We start from the raw sequence: 17,364 nt of genomic DNA, 5'->3' as shown, positions 1-17,364 counted from the left end.
GTGCTGTCCCACAGCCTCCAGTACGTCGTCTTCGTCATCGCGGTGTTCGCGCTCTACTGGGCGGTGCACCGGCATTACTGGCCGCGGATGCTGTTGCTGTTGGCGGCCAGCCTGCTGGTCTACGTGTCGTTCCTGCAGGTGCCGCTGACGGCGTTCGTGGGCGGGATGCCGCCAGGCGAGCTGGTCGTGAAGCTGGTGCCGCTGTTCATCTTCCTGGCCGGCGTGACGGTGGATCACCTGCTGGTGAAGGGGATGGGGCTCACGGAGCGGCCGGGGCTGCGCAAGCTGCTGGTGGTGCTGTCCATCGTCTCCAACCTGGGGCTGCTGGCGGGATTCAAGTACCTGGAGCTGTTGCGCAGGACGGTGTCGTCGCTGCTGGGGCCATGGGGCGTGGAGGTGCGGCCGGAGCCGTTCCATTTCCTGTTGCCGGTGGGCCTGTCGTTCTTCGTGTTCCAGGCCATCAGCTACACGGTGGACGTGTACCGGGGGAAGGCGAGCTCCGAGCACTCGTTCGTGGAGCACCTGCTCTACATGCTGTTCTTCCCGCGCGTGTTGAGCGGGCCGATTGTCCGCGCGTCGGAGCTGATGGCGCACTTCCGGGAAGTGCCCACGCTGTCGTCGGATGACGGGAACAAGGCGTTGTTCCGCATCGCAGTAGGGCTGGTGAAGAAGCTGGTCATCGCGGACGTGCTGGGCAGCGGCATCGTGGATCCGGTGTTCGGCAGTCCGCACGCGTACTCGTCGGCGGAGTGCGCGGTGGCGGCGGTCGCGTACACGTTGGAGCTGTACTACGACTTCTCGGGGTACTCGGACATCGCGATTGGTGTGGCGTCGCTGTTCGGCTTCAAGTTCCCGGAGAACTTCGCGCGGCCGTACCTGGCGAAGAACCTGTTCGAGTTCTGGAACCGCTGGCACATGAGCCTGTCGTCGTGGCTGCGGGACTACCTGTACATCCCGCTGGGCGGCAACCGGCGGTCGAAGCCGCGGGTGTGCTTCAACCTCATGATGGTGATGGTGCTGGGAGGCCTGTGGCACGGGGCGGACTGGCGCTTCGCGGTCTGGGGCGCGGTGCACGGCGTGGCGTTGTGCGGGGTGCGGTGCTGGTGGTGGTTCAAGGGCAAGCAGCAGGAGCCGGGCCCGGCGCGCGTGGCAATCGGGATGTTGGCCACGTTCACGCTGGTGGTGTTGACGCGAGTGGTGTTCCGAGCGCCGGACATGGCGCACGCGGGTGAGTTCTACGCACGGATGCTGGCGGGAATCCCAGGCCTGGCGAACGTGGGTCCGCTGGTGTGGAGCATGCTGGCCATCGCGGTCCTCGCGCACACGTTGCCGATGAAGCTCTACGACACCGCGGCGCTCGTGTTCCTCAAGATGCCCGCGCCCGCGAGAGCCGTGGTGCTGGTGCTGCTGGGGCTGGGCATCCGCCAGCTGTCCACCCTGGAGACCCGGCCGTACGTGTACTTGCAGTTCTGAGTACGCGCGCTTCGCTCAGGGCATGTACGGATACCGAGCCAGCACCTTGCCCTCGGGTGAGACGGCATACAGCTCGAATTCGTCGAACGCGAGCACCGTGCCCGGCGCCCAACCGCACTTGTCGGGTCGAGGGTTGATGCGGACGAAGTAGATCCCCCGCTCTTCGCCCACGATGACTTCCATCCCCTTCGCGGAGAATGCACAGCTCTTGGCGTACTCCTTGGGATAACGGGAGAGCCTCCGCTGCAATGCGGCGTGAGCGGCAAGGACCGCGGGCCCGTCCAGGGTCGCCAGGGGCTGAAGATCATCGGGCCACTGGATCCCTTCCGCGACAATGGGCTCGCGCGCCGTGCTCGGCGCTCCCGCATCCGCGCCCGGGATGGCGGCAGGAAACGCCGGATTCCTCACGACGGAATGCGCTGGCCTGAGCGTCGGCTCCGTTCCTCCGTCCTGGAGAAGCGACACGAGGAGAAGCAGGGCGTGGGGTCTCAGCATGGGCGTCTCCTCGAATGGAGCCGTGAACCTTCTACCACTCCAACGCGGGGATGCATTCCGGAGGGCCTCCTCGATGGCTGAGAGGTCCGGGTGGCGTTCCCGGCTGGCAGGTCGATGCCAGCTCCCAGTCCCTGCGTTGCTCATGCCACCGGTACATCCGGCCAGCCTGATTCCACTTGTAGAAGCGGGGCGAATCCCGATGCCCTGTCGCAAGCCATCCCCAGGCCGGAACCAATTCACCACGAGAGTCCCTGATCAGCTTCCCGCTGGGGGTCGCGCCGTAGCTCACGACCACCCATCCGCCCTGCTCCAGCCTCATCGCGGGAAAGACCTTCAGGTCGCGGCTGCTGACAGGAGTTCCGCAGGGATGGTTGTGAGCAAACCCGAAGATGGGCACATCGGGTCCGAACTCTTCGTCATCCACGCCGCCATAGGCTGGCTGACAACTGCCTTCCTCCCCCATGAAGCTCCGGATGGGCCAGGAGACACGCCAGTCTTGCGGCGTCTTGTAGATGGAGACGCAGTATTCGACGGCATCCCGGCGCTGGCGCCTCGTGTTCGGATCACAGGCATCCACCGCTCCAGGCAATGCCATCAGCGCCTTCAGGGCCGGAAGCACCAGGTCATCAGGAATGGTCGCCGCATTCGAGAGGACGACCGGAACGTCCGGGTGCTTCCAGGGTCCCGGCACGACCGCCAGGTTGGGGTCGTCATCCAGGAAGGGCAACTCCGTTCGCAGGTAGTACAGCCTGGAACTCGCACAGGCTAGCAACGCGCCAAGAGTCAAAAGAAGCATGCGCCGCACGAGTACCCCCACGGCCCCCCGGCCTGCCTCGGCAAGACGCGCTGTCCCGCCGAGCCTACCCCACCGCTTCAGTTCGCCTGGAGGGTGAGCAGGGTCACCCGGTTGTCCGTGGTCAGCCCCACGCGGTACCGCCACGTCGCGGCGCCGAACTGCACCAGGTACGTGTAGATGCGGTCGTCGCCTCGCGTCTCACGGTTCGCCAGCACCAGCGGCCCCGCGGGCCCCAGCCCCTGCAACATGGACCGGAAGAACGGACCGGCTTCCTCGAAGTACCTGGCCGGTACGTAGGCGAACATCGACGGCTCCCAGGTCCCCTGCCGCGTCTTCTCCAGCAGCTCCGTGAGCCTCGCCGTCACCTCCGGCTCCGCGTCCGGAATGGGCTTGAGCGGCGGCACGGCGAGCGCCGGATTCACGATGGCCGCGATGCCCTCCACGAGCAGCGCCGGGTTCGACTTGTCCAGGTTCGCCAGCACCACGATGGACAGCTCGTCCCCCAGGAAGCGTGAGTAGGCCGTCCGGAATCCCTGCCACGACCCCGTGTGCTTGTGCAGCGGCTGACCGTTGCGCTCCAGCACCTCCCACCCGAAGCCATACGGCCAGGTGACGCCGCTGTTCAGCTTCACCGGTGACACCATCTCCCCCCAGCTGTCCTGCGTCAGGAGGGCCCGCTTCGCCACCGCCTCCTCCCAGGCCAGCATGTCCTTCAGCGAGAAGTAGAGCGCGCCGTCCCCCGTCGTGTTCAACGACTGCGACACCCAGCTCTGGTTCTTCACCACGCCACCCACCAGCTCGTAACCCGCCGCGCGGTTCGGGATGACGTCCGCCTCGCTGATGCCGCGCGCCGTCTTCATGCCCGCGGGCTTGAAGACCTGGCGCGCCAGGACCTCCTGATACGTCATGCCCGCGACGCGGTTCACCAGGATGCCCAGCAGCACGTAGCCGGAGTTGCTGTAGCTCCACCGCAGCCCCACCGGGAACTCCAGTGGGAGTTTGTAGATGAACTCCGCGAACTCCTGCTCCGTGTAGTCCTTGCGCTCGTCGAGCAGCCCCTCCAGGTCCTTGATGCCAGACGTGTGCGTCAGCAGGTGGCGCACCGTGATGGGCTTCCACGTCGCGGGCGCATCCGGGAAGTACTTCGTCACGCTGTCGGACAACGACACGCGCCCCGCCTCCACCTGGAGCATCAGCGCCGTCGCGGTGAACATCTTCCCCACCGAACCCGACTGGAAGAGCGTGTCCGTCCCCACCGGGACCTGGTGCTCCAGGTTCGCGAAGCCATACCCCTTCGCCAGCACCACCCGGCCGTGGCTCACCACCCCCACGGCGAGCCCCGGCACGCCCAGCCGCTTCTGCTCCGCGCGCACGAACGCGTCGATTCGCTCGCGGAGCGAGTCACGGGCCTGGACGGGACGGGCCACCAGCAGGCCCATCAGGAAGACGACAGCCAACGCGAGCGACATCAGGGAATGGCGCATGGGGATTTCCGACATCCGGCCCTGCATGGGCCAGTCGTGGCATCAAATCAGGAGTCCCCGGCCGCGCGAACGATGCACGCCCCGCGATATGAACAGCTCGCCATGCGCCGTGCGCCACCGATGGGCCCTCCCCCGCCTCCGTTCCGCTTCCGCCGACGCCTGCTGGCGGTGATGTTGCTCGCGGGCCTCATCCCGCTGGCGTTGCTGGGCGCTCTCGCCCAGGGCGTGCTGGAGCGCGTGCTCTCCATCTCCATCGCTCCCGTGGAGGGCGTGCTCGACAACGTCTCCAATGAGCTGACCCGCCGGGGACTGCCGCCGGATGCGCTCGACGAGGCCCGGTTGAACCTGGCGCAGGCGGAGCTGGCGCGGCGGGCCCTGGTGCGCCGCGTGCCCGTGTTCATCGCCGGGGTGGGCGCAATCGCCGCCGTCGTGCTGGCCGTGTCCGCCGTGCTCCTGGGCCGTGTCCTCACGCGCCCCATGGCCACGCTCCTGGAAGGCATGCGGGCCTACTCGCGAGGCGACCTGTCCGTCCGCCTCCCCGTCCCCGAACCCGCTCGCGACGAGCTCCAGTTCCTCCTGGGCCAGTTCAACCGCATGGGCCAGGAGCTGCTGGACCAGCGCGAGCACCTCAAGGCCGCCCAGCAGATCGCCGCGTGGCAGGACGTGGCGCGGGCGCTCGCCCACGAGCTGAAGAACCCCCTGACCGCAATGAGGCTGTCGCTCGCGCGTCTGTCTCCGCAGGATGCCGGCACCCTGCCAGACCCGACGCGCCTCGCCGAGGCGGTGGCGCTCCTCCAGGAGGAGGTGGACCTGCTCATGCGTATGACCCAGAGCTTCTCCACCTTCGCGCGCCTGCCAGCCCCCCGCTTCCAGGACGTCGCGCTGCGTCCGCTGCTCGCGGAGGTGTGCGCGCTGTACGCAGGCACTTCGCCGGTGCCCGTGGTGCTGGACCCCGGCGAGGAGGTGTCCTTGCGCGCGGACCCTGACGGGCTGCGCCGACTCTTCGGCAACCTGGTGAAGAACGCCACCGAGGCCTCTCCACCGAACGCCCCACCCGTCCACGTCGCGTTACACGAAGCAGCGGACGGCCGCGTGCACGTCACCGTGAGCGACGGAGGCAGCGGCGTCCCGAGCGTGCTGGAGGGCCCTGTCCTCACCCGGGGCCTGTTCAGCACCAAGCCCGGCGGCAGCGGACTGGGCCTGCCCATCGCGCAGAAGATCGTCCACGAGCACGGCGGCACCTTGAGGTTGGAACCCGGCGCCCAGGGAGGCACCCGGGCCCAGGTGGTGCTGCCTTCCGATGCTTCCCAGGTGACCGCATGAAGACCGGAGCCCGCATCCTCATCGTCGACGACGACCCCGGCGTCCTGCGGGCCGTGCGTGGACTGCTGCAAGACGGAGGCTTCACCCCCGTGGAGGCCCGCTCCACGGCGGAGGCCGCGCGTCTGCTCGAAGCGCCGGACGCGCCCCCCGCGCTGATGCTGCTGGACCTGCGCATGCCGGGCGAGACAGGACTGGAGCTGCTGGCGCGCCTGCCGAAGCCGCTGCCCGTGCCCGTGGTGGTCCTGTCCGGCGAGGCATCTCCTTCCGAAGCCGTGCAGGCCCTGAAGCTGGGGGCCACGGACTTCGTGGAGAAGCCTCCGTCCCCCGAGCGGCTCCTCACTGCGCTGCACAACGCGCTGGCCCTGGGCGCGCTGCGCGAGGAGCGCGAACGCTTGCTGGACGCGCTGGCCCAGCCGGGGAACCTGGTGGGCGAGAGCCCGGCCATGGAGTCCCTGCGCCAGCTCATCGCGCGCGTGGGCCCCAGTGACACGGCGGTGCTGATCACCGGCGAGACAGGCACCGGCAAGGAGCGCGTGGCGCAGGCGCTGCACAAGGCCTCCGGGCGCAAGGGCCGGCTGGTGGCGGTCAACTGCGCGGCCATTCCCTCGACCCTGCTGGAGAGCGAGCTGTTCGGCCACGAGCGCGGCGCCTTCTCCGGCGCGGTGGCGCGGCGCGCGGGCCGCTTCGAACAGGCGCAGGGCGGCACGCTGTTCCTGGATGAATTGGGGGACATGCCGCTGGAGCTCCAGGCCAAGCTGCTGCGCGTCCTGGAAACGCGTCAGGTGGAACGGCTGGGAGGCACGCTGCCGGTACCGGTGGACGTGCGCATCCTCGCGGCCACGCACCAGGACCTGGGCCGCGCGGTGAAGGAAGGCCGCTTCCGGCAGGACCTCTTCTTCCGGCTCAACGTGCTGCCGCTGCACCTGCCGCCGCTGCGCGAGCGCCCCGAGGACCTGCTGCCCCTCGCACGCGTCTTCGCCGCGGAGCTCGCGGGTCCCAAGACACCGCTCATGCTCGCGCCGGGAGCGGAGGCCGCGCTGCGTGCCTACCCGTGGCCCGGCAACGTGCGCGAGCTGCGCAACGTCATCGAACGCCTGAACCTGCTCCGGGGTGACGGTCCGCTGGAGCTGGGACCGGACGCGGTGGCGGCTCCCACGGGCACCGCGCCCGCGCCGCGCACGACGCTGGGGGACAAGAGCTACCGCGAGCACGTGGAGGACTTCGAGCGGGACCTCATCCGCGCAGCGCTCCGCGAGGGCGAAAGCATCGCCGGGGCCGCGCGCATCCTCCAGGTGGACCGCGGCAACCTCTACCGGCGCATCAAGGCCCTGGGGCTGCCCGTCACCTCGTGACCCGCGATGTCACGGCCACAACCGCCCGATACATCCGGATGTGTCCATGACATCCGCCCGTCTGCTCGCCCTCCGTCGTTCCGGGCACTTGCCGCGAGGCCCTGCCTGGAACGGAGCATGCTCCTGCCGCCTTCCATGAACCGTCTCGCACTGGCGCTCTGCTTCATCTCGCTCGCGGCCCTGGGCCAACCCTCACCGGATGCAGGCACCTCCGACGCATCCGTGGCCCTCTCCCCGTCCACCGCACCACCGGAAGGCGAAGCCGCCTCGGAGGACTGGAGCTACCCGACGTGCCCGGAGGGCTTCAACGAGGACGAGGGCGACCTCTCGGACTCCACGGTCCTCGGGGCCCTTCAGGTCGAGGTCGACGGCCGGGGACTCACGCCCACGGGCCTGGAGTTTCGCGGGCTCCAGCGGCTCACGGATGCACAGGTCCGCAAGCTCGTGGGTGCACCTCCCGCGGAAGACGCGCGGCCCCTGACGGCCGCGCAAGTGCAGTCCCTGCTGCATCGCCTGGCACGCACCGGCCTCTTCGCCCGCGTGGAGCCCCGCGTTCGCGTCAGTGACCAGGGTCCGGCCCTGCTCGAAGTGACGTTGCTGGAGAACCCCACGCTCACGTCAGTGGAGTTCGAAGGCCTTCAGGACCTCCGGCCCGACGAACTGTGGGAGGCGCTGTTCGAACTGTCCTCCCCCGCCTCCGACGCGGACGATGCCGAGGACGAGGTCACCACGCTGCGCGTCCACAAGCGCCACGGGACCCTGCGGGTCGTCAGCCCCTGCCCCGCGCCGCGCCCGCCCCGTCCATGGCTGGCGCGACGGGAGGAGGGAGCGTTCCGCCCCGGCATCATGTTGGGAGGCCTGGACGCCGCGCTCGACCGGGTCCTCAAGACCCTGCGCGAGGACGACGGCTACCTGCTCGCGACGGTGTCCGCCACGCTGTCCCCCGAAGGCCGGCTGGTCGTGACCGTGGACGAAGGCCGGCTGGAGTCCGTGGAGGTGCGGGGCGTGGACGAGGCGATGGCCACGCGCGTGCGTGAAGCCCTGGGCCTGGAGCCCGGCGACGTCTTCCTCCGGAGTGATGCCCGCCGCGCCATGGAGCGCATGGAGTCGCGGCTGCCCTTCCTGCGAGCGGTGGACAGCGATGACCTCCAGGACGAACGCACCCGCGTGCGCATCGTCGAGGAGCGCGAATCCGACGGCACGCGGCACTACCGCACGAAGGAGGAACCCCGTCGCAAGTCGCGGCGCCACGAGCGCGTGGAGTTCGAAGTGGGCTGGAGCCGGATGTTCGGAGAGGTCGACGCCGGGAGCGACGGCCTCACGCTGGAGGGGAAGAAGCTGATCGTCCATGTGCGCCCGCGTCCTCCGGACCTGGACGTGGACCTGTTGCCCGTGCACACGCAGGTGACGGGCTTCGCCCCGGGGCTCTCGGCGAGCCTGCGCTTCTTCGACTCGCGGGACCGCGTGCACACGACGCTGGAGGGAGCCTTCTTCATCCCCCTGCGGCTGGGCGGACAGCGCATCCCGGGCGATCCGGAAGGCACCAGCAGTCAGCGCCGCGTCAACCTGCTGGGCGGCGCCAAGGTGCAGCTGCCCGCGCTGGGCATCGAGGAGCTCGGCGCGCAGGTGCATGACTTCATCGACACGCTGGACCGGTGGCGGTTGGGGGACTTCGACTCGTACTTCTACTCGTTCCTCATCAACCGGCCGGACCGGGACTACTTGCGCCGTCAGGGCTTCGCGGCCTTCGCCACCTGGCGCTGGGCGGAGTCGTGGCTCGCGGGCGTGGAGGTGCGCGGTGACACGGAGAGCTCGCTCCAGTCCTTCACGCCGCCGCTCAGCCTCTTCCGGAGCGACGACCCGCCGTTCCCGAACGCGCCGGTGAACGAGGGGCGCTTCCGCTCGGCGGTGGTGCGGCTGGAGTACAGCGGCACCGCGGAGCGTGGCACTCGCGTGGGCTCCCTCTTCCGCACGCCGGAGACGTCCCTCTTCGAGCGCCACAAGAACTGGAAGCTCGAGCCCGCGCTGCGCGGCTTCGTGACGCTGGAGGTGGGTGAAGGCCCGGGCACGGGCGGCGCGGATGCACGCTTCTGGAAGCTGGTGGGCGACGTCGCCATGGACGTGCCCATGAACTGGCACACGGGCCTGAGCCTGCGCCTGCGGGCCGCGGCGGGCCACGACCTGCCGCTCCAGAAGCAGGAGGCGCTGGGAGGTTGGACCGCGCTGCGAGGCTTCGGCTTCAAGGAGTTCCGGGGAGGCGACAGCTCGGTGCTCGCGAGCGCCGAGTACCGCTGGCACGGCCTGGGCATCTTCGCGGACCTGGGTGCGGTGCATGCCGCGAACGCGTGGTCAGACGCGCAGTTGGGCCTGGGCGGCAGCTTCCACTTCGGTGACGCCGTGCGCTTCGAGGCCGCATGGCGCATCGACGACAAGGCCCGGCTCACACCCGAAGCGCGCCTGCTGTTCAACCGGACCTTCTGAGACATGGGAAGGCACGCAACAGAGAGCAGGCATGGCGCGGCGCTCGTCGTCGCGGCAGGCCTGCTCGCGTCCGGAGCACACGCGGAAGAGGCGTCCGCGGCCTGCACCGCGACGCTCTCCGGCAAGCGCGTGATGGTCCGGCCGGAGGCACGCGCCTTCATCTCGCCGGAGCTGGACCGGTTGGTGCGGCTGGGGCTCGCGGGAAAGCTGGAGGTGGAGCTGACGCTCTGGCGGCGCCGTTCCTTCTGGTTCGATGCACACCTGGACAGCGCGCGAGTGACGCAGGTGCTCGCGTTCACCCGCGATGGCTACCGGCTGGACGGACGTGAGCTGACGGGAGGCGTGGGCACGCTGGAGCTGGAGCGCGTGGCCTGGACGCTGGATGCGAAGCCCGAAGCGGGCGAGCACTTCGTCGTGCAGGTGGAGGTGCGGCTCCAGGTCGTGACAGCCGCGAGCCTGGGCCGTATGGCGCGCTGGCTCACCCAAGGTGAGGCCTCGTCCTCCGGCACGCCAGTCCTGGGGAGCCTGCTGCGCACCGTGGCGGAAGACCTCGCGAGACAGGCCACCGGCCGCTGCGACGTGAGCCGCCAGCCCTGATGCGCCGTCAGCGGGTTGGACGGGATCGCAATCATCCAACAACCTGTTGGACAATTGTGTGGGCGAGGCAGCCGCATCCCCGCGTCCCGCCATCTGCCACCGCCTCTATTACCGAAGGCCCTGTCGTCACCCTCAACGACCTTCTGTGTCTAGCTGCTTCAATAGCGTGCTCAGTTGCTCCAAGGTGATGTGATGCGCCCCCGGGGCCATGCCCAATCGGTCTCCCAGGACGAAGGAGAATCCCTTCGCGTGACTCAGCCCCTGGCGCACATCGCTGACGTCTTCAAGTGACAGGGGAAGCGAAAACAGGACAGGAGTTTCCGAGGCAATCACATCAAGATCGTGAGCATCCAATTCACTCTCGTTCGACTCGCGGATGATGCGCCAGCCATCCTCAAGCGATGGGCAGATTTCCACCTGTGCCCATGCTGGCGGAGGCACTCCCGTATCCTCCAGGCGCGCCCGCACCCACGCAGGGTCATCATCCGCATCAGCCGCCACCCGCATGAGTGCCCACTCGACTCCCACCTGCGCGAGTGACTCGCGCCATCCCCTCGGCACCTCCGTCCCCCAGGGCACCTGCACCACACGGGCTCCCATCCGCCGTGCTGCTCGGGCATCCAGGGCCGCGGCATCCCCCAACGGCTCCACGCACAAACTCGCCCGCTTGAGGCTCGCTGCGATCACAGGTACGTCGTCACCGCCAACAACCCGCCCTGCCGTGTGCCCCCCCATCACCACACCAATGAGGTCTACGCCCAACAACTCAAGTTGCTCCGCTTCCTCAGGCGAGGCAACACCGTGCACATGAATAACAATCTTCCGTCTCATCTCTCTCCCCTGCCATCAGCGCCGAGTGCATCAAGAGCATTCTGCATCGCAGCATTCGCCGTGGCCGCTTGCAGCATCCATCCTTGGAGGCCGCCATCCACGAAGATGATGGTCGCCTTCTCGCCCAACGTCGGAACATACGTCGCCCGGTCGACCACTTTGATGATCCCCTTGGATGAGGTGGAAATCTTGTAATAGGAACCACCGTGTCTTCCCCCTCCTGGGTGGACCTGGATGTTCTGGATGTTGGAGTTTTTGATCTGAATTTGCGTGGAGAGCCTCGAGCCTTTGGTTGACTGCGCGATCTTGACTTCATATCCCGCTTGGCGAAAGACCTCCGCGATCTGATCCGGCCCCTTCCCCCAGATTGATTCAGGATTGAGGAGGAGCCGCTCTACCCACTTCTTGGCAGCCGTTGCACTCTCGGCGATTGGCGCGCCCTTGCCCAACGCTCTGGCAACGTTCTGAAAAGCCTTGCTCTCCTTGACCGCCTTGGCGAACTTCTGCACCTGCGGCAGGGCCTTGATGAATTTCGAAGCCTTGGATGCCTTCCCTATCCACTTGATGCCCTGAACAATGCCGCCCGAGCAGAAGAGCATCAGGGCTTCCATGAGCGCATAACCAATCACCCAGCCGCGAAAGTGCCAGCGGCGGAGCAGGTCGGTGGCGTTCCATTGCTCGTCGAAACGAACCACCCAGCCATCCACGAGCGCCTTCCAATCGAGCTTGCTCACATCGCGCCACAGCGCGGAGGCGTCTGAAAGCAGGCTCCCAGTGAATAGGCTGGCAAGGATGTCCCAGAACATCACAGCTAGGTCCTTGAACCCGACCAGGACGTCCCACAATGACTCAAGCGCGCCGTGGATGACCCCTGCAATGAAGGCAGCGGTGCCAATGCTGAAGTCGGCGACCCCTCTCGCTGTCTTCCACGCGTCGTAGGTGAATGACTCGGACGAGACACTTCCGCGAAGCGATTTCAAGTAGGCGAGGCTGGGAATCCAAATCATCCGGCCCTCGACCACGCTCGTGGCATCCCAACCCGCCTCTGGCTCTTCCTTGTAGATGCCTCGCTGCCTGGAGCCCTGGTTGGCGTAGACAAGACCTTCCACGTAATAACGATGGTCGATTCCCCACTGAGCCTTCCCACCGTAGTACTTGTGCGAAATTGAGAGCGCCGACTCGCCGTGCTGAACCCAATGGAGCCGTGCATGGGGATCGGGCAAGTGGGTGTCGAGGTGCGAGGCGACACAGTAGCCGAAGTCACCATCATCGGTCGTGACAAAGAGCCACCCGTTGTCATGCGAGTCGACGAAGACGCGAGTATTGAAACTCAAGCGCCTCAAAACGCGCGCATGGGGCGAGGGCTTCTCGCGCAGATTGACTCCCTCTGGCTTATAGGCAATCCCGAACCGGAGAATTGTTTGCCCTTGGGAGAGAGGGCCTTCATCCGACACATGGGCAGCACCTCCGAAACCGATCCCTGAGGTGACTTGCGTCTTATTTTCGATGACCGTCAAACGACCCGAGAGGAGTGCTTCAGACACGCGGCGTTTGATGAGCTTGTCATCAGGCGGCGCCTGCAAGTACGAGGTCCCTTGCAACCGCCCCTCCTCCAAGCAGTCGTAGATTTCCCCGAGACTTTGCTTGTTCAAGCGGAGCCAATGTTCGAGCGCTGCGCATGCCTGGAGGGGAGAGAGACCCGCCGGCGGGTGCCCCGCGCCACCTCATTCTTGGCCCAGACGACGAGATAGGCATAGTCCGAGGATGGTCCAGACAGTATCCACTGGTTTGACATCACTCCTCCATCGGCAATGGTGGAGGCAGGATAGCCGATCACATCTCCTTGCCGCAGGGCGCCCCCTGCGTCGCCGCATGCCTGGCATCGTGGCCAACCGCGTAAGTTCTTTCTCGTTGAGCACATCCAGTTCCGAGGTCTCATAGGACCACAGTCGCCCTATCTCAACTGAGTTGAGAACTCCTCTGGCGTCGGCACCTCGGCAGACTCAGTGACGACATCGCGGCCGCCAACAGGCTGCCCGACGTGCGCCAACCGACCAGGTCCTGGAACGCGGGCGGAGGATGCAGAAGGAGAAGCACGAGCACGGCCGCTCGTAGGCCGAACCTGGTAACTGTTCGATAGCGCGCCATGCCCACGACAAGGGCTTAGGGACAGACACTGGAGTGGAAGTAATGCCTCCTCAGCCCCGCCGAGCCATCAGCGCCACCAGCGCGATGCGCTCCACACCCGCGTACGGCGCCTTCTCCAGCTCCTCGCCGAACACGTCCGGATCCAGCTCCTCGTAGCGAACCTCCGCGAGCGGCGCTTCCCGCCACACCGGCTCCAGCGCGGTGCGCAGCAGGTCCTCGCCGTCCACCACCGGCGCGCCCGTGTAGAGCACCAGCGTGCCGCCCGGCTCCAGGCGCTCCACGCTTTCACGCACGATGCGCACGGACAGCTCCGTGCCATGCGTGCCGCCGCCATCCCGGTACGTGCGCTTGTCCGTGTCCGCCAGGTACGGCGGATTCGCCATGATCAAGTCAAACCGGCCGGACACGTCCCGCAGCAGGTCCGAGTGCACCACCTGGACCCCGTGCGCGCCGTTCAGCCTCGCGTTCACCCGTGAGTACTCCAGCGCCAACGGGTTCAGGTCCGCGAGCACCACCTCCGCGCTCCTCGCGGCCACCGACAGGCCACCGGCTCCAGAGCCGCACCCCAGGTCCACCACGCGCCGGAAACTGCCCGGCACCCGCTGGAGCAACGCGCAGAACCGGTAGGTGTCCGGTCCGAAGAACACCGCGTCCTGCTCCGACGTGGGCCACGCGGAATGGACATACAGCCCCGCTCCCAGGCAGGAGAACCGCACCCGGCTCCGGTGCGTCCCGTCCTTGCAGTCCACCAGCGCGCCCGCCTCCTCCAGCAGCGCCACCATCCGAGGCTCCAGCACGCCCGGCCCGAAGGGACGGCTCCACCCGAACACGTCCCGGACCGAATGGGCCTGCTTCGCCCCCGGCCGCGCGTTCACCCGCCGGTGCGTCTCCGGAGTCACCGTCGTGAAGGAATACCCCCTGGCGCGCAGGACCTCTCCCAGCGCCACCAGCGCGGCCTCCTTCACCTCCATGCCCCCGGACCCATTGCCACCGTCCACGTCGCGCCCTTTCGAAGGGTTTCCCCCTCAACCTGGGACCGGCCCTCCAGGGCGACAAGGCACCTTCCGCCAGGGCCGCCCGCCAGCACGGGCATTGGGACTCAGCGGCCAGCAGGCGGGGGAGCGTCCAGCAGGCCGTGGAGGCCCGGCGCGTCCACCACGAACTGCAGGAAGTTGCGCACGATGCGCCCCGTGGCGCCCCAGATGACGTGCTCACCGTGCGTGTAGAAGTGCACGTCGTGTTCAATCCCCTCCCACATGTGCCGCTCCACCCGGAGGATGGCGGGGTCCAGCAGGCGCTCCAGCGGCACCTCCAGCACCAGGTCCACCTCCACCGGATTGGGCACGTACTTCCCGTCCCCCGGGATGACACCCACGTAGGGACGGATGCGGTACGCGGACGTGGTGGGCGTCTCGTCCAGCAGGCCCAGCACACGCACGTGGGCGCGCGGGATGCCCAGCTCTTCCTCCGTCTCGCGCAGCGCGGTCTCCAGCGGGGTGACGTCCCGCGCCTCCTGGCCGCCGCCCGGGAACGCGTACTGCCCCGCGTGCGTGCGCAGGGTGGCGGGCCGCCGGGTGAAGACCATGTGCGGCACGCCGTCCCGCTCGAAGAGGGGCACCAGCACCGCGGCCTCTCGCAGCGCCCTGCCCTTCCACTCGAACGTCCGCGCCGGCCTCGCCGTCAGCCGCGTCTCCAGCGCATCGAACAGGGCCTGCACGCGCACGACCTCCCCCTTCCTCAGTCCGTGATCTGCTTCTCCACCGGCGGCTTCGTCGGAGCATCCGGCGTCGACAGGTTCTCCACGCCGGACATCGGCTTGAGGATGTTCGCCTGCAACAGCCCCAGCAGCACCAGCCCCAGCGCGATGCGGTACACCACGAACACCAAGGTGGTGCGCCGCTTCAGGAAGCTCAACAGCCACGCGATGGCCGCCATGCCCGACAGGAAGGCCACCAGCGTCCCCACCACCAGGGCCACCGTCGAAGGCCGCTGCGTAGCCTCCAAGAGGTGCTTCAACTCGAAGATGCCCGCCAGCGTCGTCGCCGGAATGGACAACAGGAACGAGTAGCGCGCCGCGTCCTCGCGCTTGAGCCCCAGCGACAGGCCGCCCGTGAGCGTCGTGCCGGACCGGGACGAACCCGGCACCAGCGCCAGCGCCTGCCACAGGCCAATGAGGATGCCGTCCTTCCAAGTCATGTCCGCCACGGTGCGCTGGTGCGACGCGCGCTTCTCCACGACGAACAGCACCACCGCCAGCACGATGAGGCTGCCCGCGATGACGTAGAGCGAACGGAACTGCGTCTCGATGAGCTTCTTGAACGCCAGCCCGCAGATGCCGATGGGCAGCGTGCCCACGCCCACGAACCACGCGAGCCGCGCCTCCAGCGTGCCGAACGGGTCCCGCTTCACCAGCCCCACGACGAACGCCTTCACCAGCGCGACGATGTCCTTGCGGAAGTAGATGAGCACCGCGGCCACCGTGCCCAACTGGATGATGGCCGAGTACGCCGCACCTGGATCCGGCCAGCCGAACAACTCCGGCGCGATGCGCAGGTGCGCGGTGGAGCTGATGGGCAGGAACTCCGTGAGACCCTGGACCAGACCCAGGACGATGGCTTCGAGCAGGCTCATAGGGGACGTGGCCGCCAGGGATATGCCCTGCCCTCCTGCCCCGCAAGCGCGAAGGTTCCCCACACCGGGGCCCAGGTCCGCCACCCGACCGTCCGGTCTGGGGAAGCCGGGAGGGGAACCCGGGTAGGCTCTCACCCCGCCATGCCCCCCGCCCCCCTGTGCCCCTGCTCCTCCGGCCAGCGCTACAAGCAGTGCTGCGCCCCCTTCCACAAAGGCGAGGCGGAGGCGCCTGACGCGGAGCGCCTCATGCGCAGCCGCTACAGCGCCTTCGCTCAGCGCGACGCCGCCTACCTCTGGAAGACGCTCCACCCCGGCCACCCGATGCGGGCCCGTCCGGAAGCGGACGTCGTGCGCGAGCTGCGCGCCTTCGCCCAGGCCCACCAGTACCCGGGGCTGGCGGTGTTGGGCCACCAGCCCCCGGACGCCTCGGGGCTTTCCCGCGTCCTCTTCTTCGCCAAGGTGTTCGAGAAGGGGAAGGACCAGTCCTTTGTCGAGCGCTCGGACTTCCGCCACGACGGCACCGGCTGGCGCTACCTGGACGGCGTCCTCAAGCTGCCGAGCGAGCTGAAGGTCCCGCCGGAGTCCCTCACGCTCGAGACCTTCCCCGCGGACTGAAAGCACTGCCGCGAAAATCCCCCGTCAGGATTTTCGCGGCATTTGCGTCCCTGGAGGTGCTGCCCGGCCGGAGAGGCCCTACACGCTCTGGTAAGGCTCCACCACAATGGGGCTCGCGGTTCGAATCCGCTCCTGGCCTCATCAGCCACGACACCCTGGCTTCTCCACTCGGGCAGCACCCTTTTCTCCTCACGTCATCCTCGGGACCGCGCGTCCTTGTCGAGTGACGAGAGGTCCCGGTCATCGCCGTCACCGCCCGGTGCGCCATCCGCGCCCAGTGACACGATGGCCGGCACACCCTTGTCCAGCGTGTACACGTAGTCATTGCCCCACGGGTCGCGCGGCAGCTCCGGGAGGATGCGCTCCTCCACCAGCACGCGCAGCCCCGAGGTGGTGTCCGGCAGCCGGCCCTTCTTCATCGCGTACAGCTGGAGTCCCTGCCCCAGCGAACCGAAGTCCAGGCCCACGCGCTGCTGCTTCGCCTGGCCGAACTGGTCCATCACCGACACGCCCACCGCTGCCGCGATGAGGCCCAGGATGGTGATGACGACCATGATCTCCAACAGCGTCATACCGCGCCGACGTCGCTGCTTCTTGTCCATGTCTGTCTTTCCGGCACGCTGACCGGCATGGGCCGTGGCCAGCGTGTCCCTCACGGAAGGCCCCTCTGCCTTCCGGGATGACTGCCATTGCAACCCGCGGGCCCGCTTCACTCCGCCAGGAGGATGCGCGAGGACAGGTCCGCATCCGGGCCTTCGCCGTCCGGGATGCCATCACGCCCATAGGACAAGATGACCGGCGTACCCGCCTCCACGCGGTACACATAGTCATGGCCCCAGGGATCCACGGGGAGCCGCTCCAGGAGGTGTTCCTCCGCGAGCACGGAGAGCCCCGCCGAGGGCGGCAGCACGTGTCCCGTGCGCTCCGTGTACCGCGTCAACACCATCAGGATGTGCCGCATGTCCTGGGCCGTCATCCGTCGCCGCTCCCCACGCTCCAGGGTCAGCACGTACAGCGCCATCGCGGCGTAGCCGAGGAGGACCAGCACCGCGAAGGCCACCCACACGCCATGGGCCCTGAGCCAGGGACGGAGGCCATTTCGGAAGGTCATGTCTGTCTTTCTGGCGCGAACGTCGTG

General features: G+C 67.8%; 16 protein-coding genes. 6 read left to right on the top strand and 10 right to left on the bottom strand.

Annotation, left to right across the window (positions count from 1 at the left end):
• Complete coding sequence (locus tag D7X30_RS02770; protein WP_120561251.1) at window positions 1-1,473, top strand: MBOAT family protein; 1,473 nt, start codon at window positions 1-3, stop codon at window positions 1,471-1,473.
• Between the two features lie 15 nt (window positions 1,474-1,488).
• On the opposite strand, the gene D7X30_RS42575 is transcribed toward D7X30_RS02770, so the two are convergent.
• The 3 genes from D7X30_RS42575 to D7X30_RS02760 all read right to left on the bottom strand — a co-directional run bounded on the left by D7X30_RS42575 (window position 1,489) and on the right by D7X30_RS02760 (window position 4,248).
• The gene (locus D7X30_RS42575) at window positions 1,489-1,644 is read right to left on the bottom strand and encodes a hypothetical protein (protein ID WP_233591334.1); all 156 of its coding nucleotides are present in this window, start codon (window positions 1,642-1,644) and stop codon (window positions 1,489-1,491) included.
• A 355-nt stretch (window positions 1,645-1,999) separates the two neighbouring features.
• On the bottom strand, window positions 2,000-2,764 hold the full coding sequence (locus D7X30_RS41545; protein ID WP_370051371.1) for a hypothetical protein: 765 nt from the start codon (window positions 2,762-2,764) through the stop codon (window positions 2,000-2,002).
• A 77-nt stretch (window positions 2,765-2,841) separates the two neighbouring features.
• Window positions 2,842-4,248 (bottom strand): serine hydrolase, encoded by a 1,407-nt coding sequence (locus tag D7X30_RS02760; protein WP_120561719.1) that lies wholly within the window; start codon window positions 4,246-4,248, stop codon window positions 2,842-2,844.
• Window positions 4,249-4,350: 102 nt separating this feature from the next.
• Between D7X30_RS02760 and D7X30_RS02755 the strand changes: the two genes are divergently transcribed.
• The 4 genes from D7X30_RS02755 (at window position 4,351) to D7X30_RS02740 (ending at window position 10,001) form a co-directional block, all read left to right on the top strand.
• A complete protein-coding gene (locus D7X30_RS02755) occupies window positions 4,351-5,571 on the top strand; it encodes an ATP-binding protein (RefSeq protein ID WP_233591333.1) in 1,221 nt (406 codons plus the stop codon).
• Window positions 5,568-6,923 carry a sigma-54 dependent transcriptional regulator gene (locus tag D7X30_RS02750; protein ID WP_120561249.1) on the top strand — a complete coding sequence of 452 codons (1,356 nt, stop codon included), beginning with the start codon at window positions 5,568-5,570 and terminating at the stop codon, window positions 6,921-6,923. Before D7X30_RS02755 ends, D7X30_RS02750 begins: the two co-directional genes overlap by 4 nt.
• Before the next feature lie 117 nt (window positions 6,924-7,040).
• A complete protein-coding gene (locus D7X30_RS02745) occupies window positions 7,041-9,404 on the top strand; it encodes a hypothetical protein (protein WP_120561248.1) in 2,364 nt (787 codons plus the stop codon).
• A 3-nt stretch (window positions 9,405-9,407) separates the two neighbouring features.
• A complete protein-coding gene (locus D7X30_RS02740; RefSeq protein WP_120561247.1) occupies window positions 9,408-10,001 on the top strand; it encodes a hypothetical protein in 594 nt (197 codons plus the stop codon).
• Window positions 10,002-10,133: 132 nt separating this feature from the next.
• On the opposite strand, the gene D7X30_RS41865 is transcribed toward D7X30_RS02740, so the two are convergent.
• The 5 genes from D7X30_RS41865 to D7X30_RS02715 all read right to left on the bottom strand — a co-directional run bounded on the left by D7X30_RS41865 (window position 10,134) and on the right by D7X30_RS02715 (window position 15,611).
• Window positions 10,134-10,832, bottom strand: a complete 699-nt coding sequence (locus tag D7X30_RS41865) for a hypothetical protein (RefSeq protein ID WP_158619186.1) — start codon at window positions 10,830-10,832, stop codon at window positions 10,134-10,136.
• The gene (locus tag D7X30_RS02730) at window positions 10,829-12,484 is read right to left on the bottom strand and encodes an SH3 domain-containing protein (RefSeq protein WP_120561245.1); all 1,656 of its coding nucleotides are present in this window, start codon (window positions 12,482-12,484) and stop codon (window positions 10,829-10,831) included. The genes D7X30_RS41865 and D7X30_RS02730 overlap by 4 nt, the downstream gene beginning before the upstream one ends.
• 546 nt (window positions 12,485-13,030) lie before the next feature.
• Window positions 13,031-13,978: a class I SAM-dependent methyltransferase gene (locus D7X30_RS02725; protein WP_233591332.1), complete on the bottom strand. Its 948-nt coding sequence runs from the start codon at window positions 13,976-13,978 to the stop codon at window positions 13,031-13,033.
• A 101-nt stretch (window positions 13,979-14,079) separates the two neighbouring features.
• Window positions 14,080-14,703, bottom strand: a complete 624-nt coding sequence (locus D7X30_RS02720) for a CoA pyrophosphatase (RefSeq protein ID WP_120561243.1) — start codon at window positions 14,701-14,703, stop codon at window positions 14,080-14,082.
• 14 nt (window positions 14,704-14,717) lie between these two features.
• On the bottom strand, window positions 14,718-15,611 hold the full coding sequence (locus D7X30_RS02715) for an undecaprenyl-diphosphate phosphatase (RefSeq protein ID WP_120561242.1): 894 nt from the start codon (window positions 15,609-15,611) through the stop codon (window positions 14,718-14,720).
• Window positions 15,612-15,752: 141 nt separating this feature from the next.
• On the opposite strand from D7X30_RS02715, the gene D7X30_RS02710 reads away from it, so the two are divergent.
• Window positions 15,753-16,226 carry a YchJ family protein gene (locus D7X30_RS02710; RefSeq protein WP_120561241.1) on the top strand — a complete coding sequence of 158 codons (474 nt, stop codon included), beginning with the start codon at window positions 15,753-15,755 and terminating at the stop codon, window positions 16,224-16,226.
• A gap of 194 nt (window positions 16,227-16,420) precedes the next feature.
• Here D7X30_RS02710 and D7X30_RS02705 read toward each other — a convergent pair whose 3' ends face one another.
• The gene (locus D7X30_RS02705) at window positions 16,421-16,828 is read right to left on the bottom strand and encodes a type II secretion system protein GspG (RefSeq protein WP_120561240.1); all 408 of its coding nucleotides are present in this window, start codon (window positions 16,826-16,828) and stop codon (window positions 16,421-16,423) included.
• A 107-nt stretch (window positions 16,829-16,935) separates the two neighbouring features.
• Entirely contained in the window at window positions 16,936-17,337 is a 402-nt protein-coding gene (locus tag D7X30_RS02700; protein ID WP_120561239.1) for a type II secretion system protein GspG, read from the bottom strand.
• Window positions 17,338-17,364: the final 27 nt, after the last annotated feature.

Source organism: Corallococcus sp. AB011P, assembly GCF_003611605.1.
Classification (GTDB): domain Bacteria; phylum Myxococcota; class Myxococcia; order Myxococcales; family Myxococcaceae; genus Corallococcus; species Corallococcus coralloides.
The sequence above is the reverse complement of the archived record's forward strand: the minus strand, read 5'-3'. Positions and strand labels throughout refer to the sequence as shown.